Source organism: Streptomyces sp. NBRC 109706 (assembly GCF_000974485.1).
Lineage (GTDB): Bacteria > Actinomycetota > Actinomycetes > Streptomycetales > Streptomycetaceae > Streptomyces.
The window spans coordinates 80,276-93,337 of sequence record NZ_BBOM01000008.1; the positions used below are offsets into that span (position 1 = coordinate 80,276).

General features: G+C 74.4%; 9 protein-coding genes. 4 read left to right on the forward strand and 5 right to left on the reverse strand.

Annotated features, from left to right (window positions below):
- Positions 1 to 134: 134 nt before the first annotated feature.
- From AOM46_RS17630 to AOM46_RS32070, 4 genes are read left to right on the forward strand one after another with little or no spacing between them, the layout of a single operon-like run.
- Positions 135 to 2,393, forward strand: coding sequence for a hypothetical protein (locus AOM46_RS17630; RefSeq protein WP_062212887.1), 2,259 nt, complete (start codon positions 135 to 137; stop codon positions 2,391 to 2,393).
- Positions 2,390 to 4,018: a hypothetical protein gene (locus AOM46_RS33250; RefSeq protein WP_062212890.1), complete on the forward strand. Its 1,629-nt coding sequence runs from the start codon at positions 2,390 to 2,392 to the stop codon at positions 4,016 to 4,018. Before AOM46_RS17630 ends, AOM46_RS33250 begins: the two co-directional genes overlap by 4 nt.
- Complete coding sequence (locus tag AOM46_RS17640; protein ID WP_062212894.1) at positions 4,015 to 6,033, forward strand: AAA family ATPase; 2,019 nt, start codon at positions 4,015 to 4,017, stop codon at positions 6,031 to 6,033. Before AOM46_RS33250 ends, AOM46_RS17640 begins: the two co-directional genes overlap by 4 nt.
- Positions 6,030 to 6,596 (forward strand): FHA domain-containing protein, encoded by a 567-nt coding sequence (locus AOM46_RS32070; protein WP_062212897.1) that lies wholly within the window; start codon positions 6,030 to 6,032, stop codon positions 6,594 to 6,596. The genes AOM46_RS17640 and AOM46_RS32070 overlap by 4 nt, the downstream gene beginning before the upstream one ends.
- Here AOM46_RS32070 and AOM46_RS17650 read toward each other — a convergent pair.
- From AOM46_RS17650 to AOM46_RS17670, 5 genes are all read right to left on the reverse strand, one after another.
- Complete coding sequence (locus AOM46_RS17650) at positions 6,587 to 7,231, reverse strand: RES family NAD+ phosphorylase (RefSeq protein WP_199823994.1); 645 nt, start codon at positions 7,229 to 7,231, stop codon at positions 6,587 to 6,589. The two genes, AOM46_RS32070 and AOM46_RS17650, sit on opposite strands and share 10 nt — an antisense overlap.
- On the reverse strand, positions 7,231 to 7,881 hold the full coding sequence (locus AOM46_RS17655; RefSeq protein ID WP_062212900.1) for a hypothetical protein: 651 nt from the start codon (positions 7,879 to 7,881) through the stop codon (positions 7,231 to 7,233). The genes AOM46_RS17650 and AOM46_RS17655 overlap by 1 nt, the downstream gene beginning before the upstream one ends.
- A gap of 4 nt (positions 7,882 to 7,885) precedes the next feature.
- Positions 7,886 to 11,503 carry a CHAT domain-containing protein gene (locus AOM46_RS17660; protein WP_062212903.1) on the reverse strand — a complete coding sequence of 1,206 codons (3,618 nt, stop codon included), beginning with the start codon at positions 11,501 to 11,503 and terminating at the stop codon, positions 7,886 to 7,888.
- A 265-nt stretch (positions 11,504 to 11,768) separates the two neighbouring features.
- Positions 11,769 to 12,437, reverse strand: a complete 669-nt coding sequence (locus AOM46_RS17665; protein ID WP_062212906.1) for a lytic polysaccharide monooxygenase — start codon at positions 12,435 to 12,437, stop codon at positions 11,769 to 11,771.
- A 228-nt stretch (positions 12,438 to 12,665) separates the two neighbouring features.
- Positions 12,666 to 12,929: a hypothetical protein gene (locus AOM46_RS17670; protein ID WP_062212910.1), complete on the reverse strand. Its 264-nt coding sequence runs from the start codon at positions 12,927 to 12,929 to the stop codon at positions 12,666 to 12,668.
- Between the last annotated feature and the right edge of the window lie 133 nt (positions 12,930 to 13,062).

The window sequence follows — 13,062 nt, forward strand, 5'->3', positions numbered from 1 at the left end:
CCACCCCCGGAATCAACGCGAGCCGCCCCGTAATCCGACGGTCAACGACCGGGAATTCACCGGAGAGCGCGCGGAATTCGCCGTTACGCTGCGATTCCCTTGCCACCGTCATGGGCAATGAGGGAGGGGCCAGCATGACCGATCCCACGGAATACGAGGCGCCGCCGGACGGCGAGACCCGGGGCGACGTGACCCGGCTGCCACGTCCGCTCCGGGGGCGGTTCCGGCTCACCGAGGTGCTGCGGGCCCCCACCCGGCCGGGGCAGGCCGCCGTGTTCCGCGTGCTGCGCACCGGCGGGGGCGCCGAGGAGGCACAGGGCGGCGGCGATCACGTGGTCAAGTGGTACGACCGCGCCCTGCCGCCGGACCCGGAGGTCCTGCGGCTGCTGCGCACCCGGAGCCTGCCGCACACCACCCGGCTGATCGAGACCGGCGAGGCGGAAGGACACCCCTACGAGATCGCGCCGTCCTTCGGCGACACCGATCTCGACCAGTACCGCAGGGCGCGCCCGGGCCCCGCGCCCGCCCCGCTGGTGCGCGCGGTCGTCGAGCAACTGCACGCGGCCCTGCGCGCGTTCCACGCCCGGGGCTTCGTGCACCGCGACATCACCCCGGCCAATATCGTGCTCGGCTCCCTCGACCCGGCCGACCCCAGGCTGACCCTCGTCGACTTCTCCCTCGCCGCCCGGCCGACCGGACCCGGCGGCGCCCGGCCGCCGGGGGCGGCGCCCACCTCCCCCTGGCTCACCGAACACGCGCCCTGGGGCGGCACCTACCCGTATCTCTCCCCGCAGGCCGCCCTCCACCACCAGCTGATCCACCCGTCCGACGACTGGTGGTCCCTGGGCATGGTGGTCGCCGAACTCGCCGGCGGCGCCCATCCGGTGCGCCACACCCACGGCGCGTATGTCCCCATCGAGCTGTCCGCCCGGCCCCCCGAGCTGTCCCTGGTCACCGACCCCAGGCTGCACGACCTCTGCCGGGGCCTGCTCACCCGCGACCCCGACACCCGCTGGGGCAGCGTCCAGGTCGCCGAATGGCTGGCCGGCGGCTCCCCGCCCATCGACCTGCGGGACTGGCCGCCACCCGCCCGGGCCAGGGCCGACGACCGGCCGGCGTTCCCCTTCATGGGGCAGGGGTTCACCGAACCCGCCGAGCTCGGCATGGCGTTCGACACCTACTGGGCAGGGACCGAACGCGCCCTCGGCCGGCGCCGCACCCGGCACGCGTTCACCGACTGGCTGCGTCAGTTCACCACCTCGCCCCGCTACGACGAGGCCGCCAGGGAGGAACTCGACGCGCTTCTCGTCCTGTTGGAGCGGGCGCCGGCGCCCACCACCCTGGTCCGGCTGATCGGCTGGCTGGCGCCGCCCCTCGAACCGACCTTCCGAGGCGAGGCCGTCGCCCCCGACGGGCCCCTGGCCGACCTCGCCGCCCGTGCCGAGGACGACGACGAACGGGCCCGAGCCGTCGTCGACGAACTGGCGCGCCACCCGATCCTCCCGCTGCTGGAAACCCGCCCCGGCGGCCAGGGCCTGACCGCCGTCGACCGGGCGTGGCGGGAGGCGCTGCGGCGCTGGCGGCCCACCGTGGACGCGCTGGCCGCCGAGTTCCCCGAGCTGCGCCGCCGGCTGCGCGAGCACCCCGCGCTCACCGCGAACGACGCGCGCCTCACCGCGCGGCTGCTGCACACGGCGGCCGCGCCCGAGCGCTGCCGCGCGCTGCTGGACGAACGCGCCACCCGCCGGCTGCGGCGGCTGCCGGAACCCGTCCGCTGGTACGGCTGGCTGGTCGCCGACCGGCGCGATCCGCTGCGGCTGGTGCTGGCCGACCAACTCGCCGGACTGGCCGAGGAGGAGGCGTGGGCGGCCAGAACCGAACGGCGCGCGCGGGCGGAGGGGCGCCGGCGCGACGCGGACTATCTGCGCGCCGTCGCCTGGCTCGACGCCCAGCAGCTGCCCGTCGCCCTCGGCTGGGCGGTGGCCGGGGCGATCGGGGTGACCTTCCCCTGGATCTTCCTCATCGGTGTCGCCGATGTCGCAGGACTCGCCGACCAGGAGAGCGTCGTCCTCGCCTGGGCGGGCGCCGTACCGGGGTTCACCGTGGTGCTGGCCCTCGAACTGCTGGTCGCCGTCCGGATCGGCGCCCTCGTCTACCATCCGCGGCACTCCCTCGCCGGGCGGCTGATCGAGGGCGGGGCGCGGCTGGGGCGGCTCGCCCGCCGCAACCGGCTGCTGGGCGCCGCCGCCCTCGTCGGCGTGGTCGCGCTCCTCGTCGCGACCCTGACCGTGGTCGCCTGGGTCTGGCCGGTCGCCACGGTGCTCGCCGTCGGCTGGTGGACCTGGCGCCGCCGCCATGTCCCGTCCGCCACCGCGCTCGGGAGGCCGCGATGAGCTTTGGAGTCGCCGTACCCGATATCGCCTTTGTGGCGCCCGATGTCGCCTATCCGCCGCCGGTCGGCATCACCCTGCCGTCCATCGGTGTGCCGCCCGTCGAGCTGCCCTCGGCGGGCGAGATCGGCGAGGCGGTCGCCGACCAGCTGCTCGAACTGGCCGGCGCCGCGCTGATCGGCCTGGGCGCGCTCAGCGGCGCCCTGCTCGCCGCCCGGGCCGCGATGACCGGCACCAGGATGCTCGCCGACGCCGCCGAGCGCGCCGACCAGGCCCGCCGCGCGCTGCTCGCCGACCGCGAACAGGCGTGCCGTGTCGAGGAGTTGTGGCGGGACGCCACCTTCGCCGTGGCCCGGGCCAACGCGCGCATCGACACCCTCAGGGCCAGGACCGCCGCCGAGCCCGCCCCCGACCCCGACAGCGGCGGCGGGGGACCGACGCCCCCGCCGCTGCCCACCCCCCTCGACCCCACCGGGCTGCGGCTGCCCCAGGTGTACGCCTGGCTCGCCGACACCGACCGCACCGTGCGGGCAGCCGAGGCCGCACTCGCCCACCGGACGCTGCGCGCCGCCTCCTCCGGGCCGCTCACCATCGGCGGGGCCCGCGAGGAGGAGGCCGCGCGCCGGGCCGAGCGACTGCGCGAGCGCCGCGAACGCGCCCTCGCCGCCTATGCGGCCGCCGACACCGAGGCGGCGGCCGTGGCCGCGCTGCCGGCCTACACCGCCACGCCCCCGGACGCCGAGGTGGTGACCGCCGAACGCGCCACCGAGCTGGGCGCCGAACTGCTGGCCGGTCTCGACCTGGACGTGCCGCCGACCGAGTACACCCGGGTCGAGACGGCGATCGGCCACGCCGTCGAACTCGCCCCCACCCGCCCCGTCTCGGCGTCCCGGCATCTCGCCGAGGCGCGCGATCTGGCCTATGCCGCCAACTGGCGCGCCCAGGACCGCCGCGAGACCGCCGACTGGGCCGCCCAGCAACTCCGGGTGCTGCGCGAGCCGTTGCCGGAACTGCCGGACGGCGCCGCGCCGCCGCCCGTGTCACCGTCCGAACTCGCCGTGCTGGAGGCGGCGGTGGCCGGCCGCGCCGGGGTGACCCCACGGCAGCGCGCCGAGATCGCCAGCCGGGTCGCCGAACGGGAGACCGCGCTCACCCGCCTCTACGTCGGCCAACTCCTGCACCGCACCCTGAACCAACAGGCCGGCGTGGACAGCGGGTTGACGGTCACTCAGGTGGCGCCCGGGATCCGGCACATCGAATGGGCCCCGCACGACTGGGGCGACGAGCACTGGCTGCGCCTGGTCGTCGACCAGGCCGGGGTGCTCCGGATGCTGACCATGCACCGGATCAGGGAGCAGCACGAGGACACCGACGCGGCCCGCGCCCTCGACCACACGCGCTGCCGGGAGGCCGGCACCCACCTCGCCGCGCTCGCCGAAGCCGCCGAGGCGGCCGGCTTCCCCCTGGACCTCAGCTACGACGAGGCCCGCCCCGTCGCCGGCACCCGCCACCCCGACCCCGGGGGACGCGACCGGCGGCGCCCCGCCGGCCAGGACCGGGCCCGCGACGACCGGCCGGCCCCGAAGGCCAGATACCGCACCCACGGTGAGGGGAACGAGCGCCCATGACCCGGACCGGCGAAGCACCCGACCGGCGCCTTCCCGCCTTCGCCGAGGAGGTGGACGCGACCCTCGCCGTCCACGCCCAGTTCGTGCTGCACGGCAATGTCCGCGACGAATACCTCGTCGTCCACCGGGGCCGCGACCGCACCGCCGACATGGCCGGGCTGCTCTGGCATGTCCTCCGCCACCGGGGCTATGACGCCCTGGTGCGCTACGACGCCGTCGACGGCTTCACCGTCCACCCCGGCAGCGCCCTGCCCGATGTCGAGCGGCTGCTCGGCCGGGGCCGGGTCGGCCGCCGCTACCGGGGCCGGCTGCTGCGCGCCGACCGCAGCCCCCGGCTGGACGAACTCGGCCCGCTGCTGCGCGCCGTTGCCACCGGCGCCGAACCACCACGCCGCGCCCGACAGGGCGCCGACCGTACCGAACCCACGGCGCTGGAGAACGAACCCCCGCAGCGGCTGGCCCTGTTGATCGACTACGCCGCGCGGATCGCCACCGATGTCAACCGACTCAGCGACGCCGAACGGGACTTCTTCCTCGGCTGCCTCAAACTGGCCGACGACGTGGCCCCGTTGACCCACCCCCGCACCGGACGCGACCTCTACAACCCGGTGATCTGGCTGGCCGACGGCGAACGCGATCTGCCCACCTGGCTGGTCTCCGGCAGCGACCGGATCCGCACCATCGGCGTGCCGCTGCCCGATCTGGAGGAACGCGGCCGGCTGGCCCGCCTCCGGATCGCCGAGGCGGCGCCCGCCGCCGAACCGCTCCCACCGCGCCTGCGCAAACCGACCGACCCGCCGCCGCACGAGCCCGTCCTCGGACCCGAAGCGGCGCGCGCCGCCGAGGAGTTCGCCAAGTCGGCGGATGGGCTCTCGCTGCGCGCCATGCGGGAGTGCGAGCGGCTGGCCGCCGACCGGGGCTGGCCGCCGACCCGGATGCCGGACGCCGTCCGTGTCTACCGGCTCGGCGTCGAGGACAACCCCTGGCGCCGAGGCCATGTCAGGGAACGGATCCGCGCGGGGGAGGAGTTCATCCGCTCCCGGGTGAAGGGCCAGGAGCCGGCCGTCGTCAAGACCACCGACATCCTCAAACGGGCCGCCCTCGGCCTCTCCGGCGCCCAGGCGGCCAATCCCGGACACCGGCCACGCGGCGTCCTCTTCTTCGCCGGCCCCACCGGGACCGGCAAGACCGAACTGGCCAAGTCCGTGGCCACCGTACTCTTCGGCAGCCCGGAGGCGTGTCTGCGGTTCGACATGAGCGAGTTCTCCGCGCCGCACTCCGCCGACCGGCTGGTCGGCGCACCGCCCGGCTATGTCGGGTACGAGGCCGGCGGCGAACTGACCAGCGCGGTGCGCACCGACCCGTTCCGCGTTGTCCTCTTCGACGAGATCGAGAAGGCGGACAAGGGGGTCCTCGACAAGTTCCTCCAGGTGCTGGAGGACGGCCGGCTCACCGACGGACAGGGCATCACCACGCACTTCAGCGAGTGCGTCATCATCTTCACCTCCAACCTCGGCGTGCTGACCGAGGACCCGGCGACCGGCCTGAAACGGCGCGTCGTCGAACCCGGCACGCCCTACGAGGCGTTGGCGGCGACCGTGCACGCCAATGTCGAGCGGCACTTCACCGAGGTGGTGGGCCGCCCCGAGCTGCTGAACCGACTCGGCGGCAATGTGGTGGTCTTCGACTTCATCGGCGCCGATGTCGCCCACCGCATCTTCGATCTGCAGCTCGGCAATATCGCCGCCCGGCTCCGCGACGACCAACGGCTCGAACTGCGCCTCGACCCCGAGGCGCGACAACGGCTCACCCGGCGCTGCACCGCCCAGCTGGACAACGGCGGCCGCGGCATCGGCAACGAGCTGGAGACCGCGCTGGTCAACCCGCTGGCCAGGGCCCTGTTCGACGCGGGCGACCTGCCGGAGCGCAGCGTCGTCACGGTGACCTCGGTCGACGAGCGACCGGACGGCACCGTACGGCTCCAACTGGACATCCAACACCCAACCGCCCCATGACCGCCGACGGGAACCACGGGAACCACGAGAACCACGAAAATGAATGGGACGACGACGACTGGGACGAGCCGTTCTCGGACGACGACGAGCCGTTGCCGGACGACGACGGGCCGCCGGACGAGGCGCCGCCCGTGGCCGTGCCCGAGGCCGTCCCCTGCTGGAACTGCGGCCACCCCGTCCCGCCGACCGTGGACCCCTGCCCGACCTGCACCAGCCCAGGCGTTCATCTGGTGCTGACCCTGCACACCCCCGGACTGCGCGCGGTCGCGGGCCCCGGACGACCGCTACGGCTGGGCCGCGACCCCGGCTGGGCCCCCGCCACCGCGCCCGACCTCACCGGCGCGCCCGGCGTCTCCCGCCGCCACGCCACCATCACCGTCGACCACGACGGCACCGCCTGGGTGGCCGACGGCACCGAAACCGGCAGCCTCAACGGCACCTGGATCAACGGCCGCCGGATCGAACCCACCGTGCCCCGACGCCTCAACGACCAGGACGAGTTGGGCCTCGGCCGCCGGGTGCGCGGCACCGTCCGCCTGCACGGCCGGAGGCGTCAGGGGTGAATCGCGGCCCGCAGCGGGGCCAGCCAACCGTTCACCGCGCGCCGGCCGACCGCCGTGGACAGGTCATGGCTCGCCACCGGCTCCGCCTTGACCGCGCTCTCGTCACAGCGGTCGCCGAAGAACACATAGGCCAGCCCGGACCGGCGACGGCGCGACTGCCACACCATGCCCTGCGCACCCGGCGCGTCCCGGCGCAACGCCCGCGCCCAGTAACGGGTCTGCGGGGCGCCGGCCCCCTCCGCCTCCAACAGCCAGACATCCTGGCCGATACGCGCCAGATCCTCCTCCGAGACCAGCCGGATCAGCCCCAGCGGCGCCGTGGTGGTCAGCCGCGACAGCACATAGCCGTCCGCCTGCGCCCGGGGGATCAGCCGCTCGCCACGCGGGCCGTCGAACTCCCGGGACCGCAGAAACACCTCGGCCAGCGCGGTGGCGGGACAGTCCGCCACATAGAGATAGGGGTAGGGATCGTCGGTGGTGCCGTCGAAGCGGTTGCCGCCGAAGTGGGTGTGCACACTCACCGGGTTGAAGGCGGTGGCCCGGTACCGGCCACGGTGACAGCGCCACAGCTCCGTGCCGGCGGGCAGCTCCGTCAGCTGCGGGGCCAGGCCCGTGGGCGGCGGATAGGCCGGCATCAGTCGCCCTCCACCAGCGCGCGGGCCGCCTCGATCAGCCGGGTGTCCGGGACCTCCCCGATGAGCTGCGCCGGGACCCCCGCCAGCCAGCGGTTCCCGCCCAACCACCAGTCGGCCGCCCCCCACGGATCCTCGTCCGCCAGCAGCAGCGCGTTGACCCGCCGCACCACCGGACGAAGCCGGTCGTCCGCCCCGAACTGGAACTCAGGGCAACGCGCGCCGCGTTCCGGATCGGGCAGCCGGATCAGCCCCTCGTCCGCGCCGGGCGCCGGGCGGGACGGCGCGGCCAACAGCCGCCGGCGCGCCGCCCGCAGGATCTCCCGCGTCGCTTCCTCCGCCGCCTCCTCCTCGTCCGGCTCCCGCGCCAGCAGCCGCAGCAGCTCGTCCACCCGCGCCAGATCCACCACCGTGCTGCCCGGATCCAGCCGCACCCGGTTCTCCACGGCCTCCCGCACCTGGCTGTCCAACGGCAGCGCCCGCAGCACCCGCCGCACGCCGAGCAGCGCCCGCCGCCGCTCCCGTTCGTCGCCCCCGGCCCGCCGCAACGCCCCGACCGCGTCCAGCAGTTGGCCCTGCGCCTCAGGCGTCAGATGCTCCCTCAGATGGTCCCGTCGGCGTGCCAGCAGGCCGATCAGCTCCTCGGCGTCCACTCGTTCACTCCCTCTCCTCGCCGCTGCCCCCGAGCCCCGCCACCCCGGCCGGACGCGGGTTTCCCTGGTGGATGAACGCCGCCCAGATCGGCACCCGGTCCAGAAACGGCTGACGCGCCTCGCGCGCCAACTCCCCCTCGACACCCGGCGGTGGGCGTCGCGCCGGATCCAACATCCACAGCTGCGTCTCGCGCAGCGCGTCCGCCGGGGCCAACCCGACCACCGTCAACTGATGGTGGAACACGGCCATCATCAGCGCGGAGGCGCTGTCCCTGGTGGTCCAGCGGGAACCGACCGCGTCCGTGGCCCCCCGTGCCACAAACGCGGTGGTCAACGTCAGCGCCTCGTCGTGATCCCGCCGGCTGAGATCCGTCTCGCAGGCGCTCAGCACCACCAACGGCCCCGGCTCGCCGGCCGCGACCCCACCGGGCCGGTCCAGCAGCCGGGTGACCGTGAGCAGCCCCTCGTCCTGCGCCGCCCCGTCCTGGTCCGCCAGCGCCAGCGCCGACACGGTGGGACGCGCGCCGGCCTCGCCGTGCGAGGCGATATGCAGCAACGACGCCGGCTCGCCCGCCGACGCCCCCGGCAGCACCGCGAGCAGTTCCTCGGGCGTGCCGGCGCCACGCGGCACCGAGCCCGGCTCGGTCACGAACTCGCCGTAGAGAGTGGCCCGTTGGTAGTAGGTCGTATGCAGCGTGGTGACCTCGTCGGATGCCCACGCCAGATCCAGCCGGGGATCGGCCACCAGCACCGGACGCGCCCCCGGGGGCGTCCGCTGCCGCCCGGCCGCGTCCAGAAACTGTGCCCCGGAGGCGGCATAGCTGAACACCGCGACCTGGCAGGCATACCGCGACGCCAACCGCGCCGCATGCCAGGGCACCACACCCAGATTCCCGCACGGCACCAACACCACCCGGGTCGGCGCGCCCCCCACACCGTCCGCCGTCAGCCGATCCAGCAGCGGCGCCACCACCGCGGGGCCCGCCCAGGCGCACAGATCCTCAAGCGCCGCCTCCCAGGCCCGGTCGGCATCCGGCGAAGGCTCCGCCGAACGCCGCGCCGCCACCTGGAGATACGTGTCCAACGGCCGCCGCCCGGCGGCGGAGAGCCCGGGCAGCGGGAGGACCCCCGCGCCCCCCGCGCCCCCGTCCCCCGACCGCCGGACCAGCAGCGCCACACCGTCCTCCTCGGCCCGGCCCGGCACCAGATACACCAGCGCGTCGGCGCCCGATGCCTCCACCCCGGCGACCAACTTCGGCAGCTCCGGCACCGAGAGCAGCGTCCAGCGCCCCTCACGGCCTGGCCGCAGCGCGTCCAGCGCCCGCCGGCGCAGCCGGCTCGGCACCGGCCCCGCCGTCCCGGCCTCGGCGAGCAGCGCCGCCGAAAGCCCCCCGTCGACCGGCGTGCCGCCGGCGCCAGGCGGCACATCACGCCGCCACTCCTCGGCCAGATCCTCCCGACCCAGGGCCGCCAACTGCTCCGGCACACCCACCGAGGCGGCCGCCGCCCGCAACACCAGCGCCCGGCCGACCTCAAGGGCCCGCACCGCCCCCGCCGGATCGCCCTCGGCGACGGCCCACATCGCCACCCGCAGCGCCTGGTCGGCGCCGCCCCGCGCCATCTCAAGACCGTGCTCGGCACCCAACTGCATCAGCACATCGTCCGCCGTCACCTGGAGCGCGGCCAGCCCCGCCTCGATCGCCGCCCGGCGATCCCCGGCCGCCACATCACCGCGCTTCGCGTGCAGCCGCGCCAGCGACCCGAGCAACAGCCGCGCGGCCTGGTTGTCGGTGTCCTCGGCCAGATCCTCCCTGGCCCGCCGCAGCTCGGCGATCGCCTCGTCAAGGCTCCGCCGGTCCCCGGTCAACTCATGGTGAACGCCCAGCACTTCGGCGAGCACTGCCCGGCTTCTCGCCAGCTGGTTCGCCGCCGAAGGCGTCGCCACCTCCAACGCGGGCCGGGCGCTTTCCACCACGCCGAGCAGCCGGTCCGGATCCCGCTCAAGCACCGCGCAGACCGCCATCGCCAGGGGCCACACGATTCCCACCATCTCATGCACCACGCGTGGCGCGGCGGGGTTCTCCTGCAGCTGCTCGACGAGCCGGATCGCCGCCCGCGCGTCCTCGACGCCGCGCCGGGCGGCGGCCCGCGACAGATGGGCGAAGACGAGTTGGACGACGACCGGCCCGAAGATCTCGTCCCGCTCATCGATCCCTTCGACCAGGCCGCGCAGCTCGGCCAGGGCCTCGTCCACCTCGGCCGGCCGCTCGTTCTCGTTCACCGAGATCCGCCCGAGGCGCAGCGTGAGGAGCATGGCCCTGGCCATCACCGTCAGCCGGCGGACATCGCCCGTGCCGGGCACCGAGTCGACGTCGCGGATCGGCTCGGGGGCGAGCGCGGCGAGCCTGCGCATCGATTCGGCCTCGTCCTGGAGGTTCCCGCGGGTGAGCGCGGTGACCGACGGCAGGGCCCCCTGCATGGCGCGCACCAGCATGCCCAGATCGTGGCCTTCGGGCAGGCCCTTGCCGAACCGGCCCAGCAGCTCATGCGCATGGTCGACGAGGTCGCTGTCCCCGGTGCGCACCGCCATCGTCGCCTCGCCCAGGGCGGCCAGCACCATATCGAGGTTCGCGCCCGCCGGATCGGCCTCGGCCCGGGGCGACGACTGCAACGACGCGATCAGCTCGCTCAACCGCTCCGTGCCCACCAGCCCGGGGGCGGTCATCTCGCCCAGCATCGAGAGCGCCGCCGCCTCCATCGCCAACGCCGCCTCGCTCTCCGGCTTCTGGGGCGTCTCCGGCGTCCGCGGCATCTCCGTCTTCTCCGCCGGCGGTTCGCTCTCCACAGCGGCCGGCGGCCGCGCCGACTCCGTCGGCCGCGCCGGTCGCTTCGGCTTCGCCGGCGCGGGGGGCAGGGCCGGCAGTCCGCGCAGCATGCCCAGGGCGGCCCGCATCATGTCGCCCCCCTTGCCGAGCCCCGGCTGGTCCCGCAGCAGCTGGTCGCCGAAGCCGACCAGCCCCGGCACATCGCCAAGAAAGGCCAACGAGGAGACGGTGCGGAGCACCGTGCGCAGCCGCGCGATCTCGTTCGGCAGAGGCGCCGGGAGCCGAGCCGCCTCCAACTCGGCGAGCAGCCGATCCGCCTCGGCGATCTCCGACCGGAGCTGGGGGGAGCGGCGCTCGGCGCGCAACCCCCAGTCCACCACCTGGTCGAACCCGGGGATCCCACCGCCAGGGCCTGGCCGTGGCATCGGGAGCAGCAGCGTGGTCAGCACCAACGCCGCCCGCAGCCGCTCCCGTTCGACCAGCCGGCCGGCCCCGGCCGCCGCCCGCGCGGCACGGAGCAGCCGGATCCCCTCCGCCTGGTCCTCGGCCGGCCCGACCCCCCGCAGATACCGCTTGCCGTAGAGGCAGCCCAGCCGAGCCCTGACCAGCGGCCTGTCGTCCGAGTTCTCCGGCAACTTTGGCTCGGCCAGGGCCAGTTCATCTATGGTGCGGTCCAGTTGGGCGTCCGTCGACGCGCCGCCCACGGGGCGGAGAGCCCCGTCGTGGTCCGCCGAGAGGCCCATCGAGGGCAGCATCTCGTCCGCGCGCGCCAGTGCCCTCTTCAGCTCGGCGTCCATCGGATCCTCCCCCCTCCGGTGCCTCGTTCGTCCTGGCGTTCCGTGCCCCCGCGTCGTGCGGAGCGTCACCGGTCGCGTACACATCCTGACCACTTCTCAGGGCTTTCACCCGCGAGTTCGTGGAATCGGACGGACAACTCCCGATCAACGCCCAGCCAATGACCAGTTCGGCCGCCGGCCCGCGCCCGTCCCGGAACGCGCGAACGCCCGCCGGGACCCGGGGCCCGGCGGGCGTGCTGGTCAGCTTCGCGCAACCGCGGTGCGATCAGGTGAAGTTGACGTCACTGCAGATGAAGTACGTCTGGTCCAGGTGCGACGCCTGCCAGATCGTGTAGACGATGTGGTGGCCGCTGCGCCCCGGGGCGCTCACATTGAAGGTGATGTCGGAGGCGGGCGGGTAGGCCCCGGTCGTCTCCACCAGTTCGAGGTCACCCCAGCCGAGGGACTGGGTGGCCGGATTGAAGCCCTGCTTGGTGACATACACCTCGAAGAAGTCCGCGCCATGGCTGGCCGTGTCGTAGAGGTGCACGCTGAAGTTGCTGCCGACGTTCGTCGTGGTCCAGGGGCCCGGGTTGTCGAGCGAGGTGGCCAGGCCGCTCTGCGCGTCACCGGCGCTGCACAGCTTGCCGTTGGGGATCGCCGACCAGTTCCCGGCCAGGTTCTCCCGGTACAGGCTCATCCAGTTCCACATGGTGTTGGGGTTGGCCTGGAACGCCTGCCAACACATGGGGTCTTCCTGCTCCATGGCCGGGTTCATGTGGTCGCTGCCCCAGCGGTCCCAGCAGCTGTAGGCGCGGCCGGCCGGGTCCACGATCGAGCCATGGGCGTTGGCCGTGCCGGGGCTGAGGAACAGCGCGATCAGGCCGACGATGGCGGCCATCACCGGCGTGATCACGCGCAACTTCCAGCGGTGAGTGGGGGGTTCTGCGTACATCGTTGCGGTCTCCGTCTTCCGGAAGGGATGTGGGGAAGGTGCTGCGTTTCCGGGTTGGGAGCGCTCCCAAAGTAATCGGACCTTACCCGCCGACACACCGCTGAAACAGACCGCAGGTCGCGGATGCCGACGGACGGGACGGCGCCGGGTCCCGACGGTGGGTCAGGCACGGGCCCCTGCCGGCAACTCGCGGCGATCCGCCACCGGATCGGCGATCCGCGATCGCGATCAGCGGTCGACGGGCCCGGTGTCCGTCACAAACCGGCTCAGCCGGTAGGCGCTCAGCTCCACCGGGCGGCGGCAGAGCGTCTCGATCCGGATCAGTGACGCGTCGACCCGGGCCTCCCTGAGACGGCGCAGCCGCGTGTGCAACTCCGCCTGATCGCCCGTCTCAAGGAGGACTTCCCACCGTCCGGCGTCCGGTGCGGTGCGGGCGGCCAGCCGCCGCCGCCCGGCCTCCTGCCGTCGTCTTCTCCTCCGTTGTCCTGGCACCGGCCCAGAATCGCCGGCCGAGGTCGGGCATGGCAAGCGCCGATGCCGGGCGGGGCCCGGCGGCTGGAAGGCGCCCCGTGGGGTCCCCTCGGACGCGGTCCGGTGGGACCCCACGGGGCGGTCACGGGCGAGG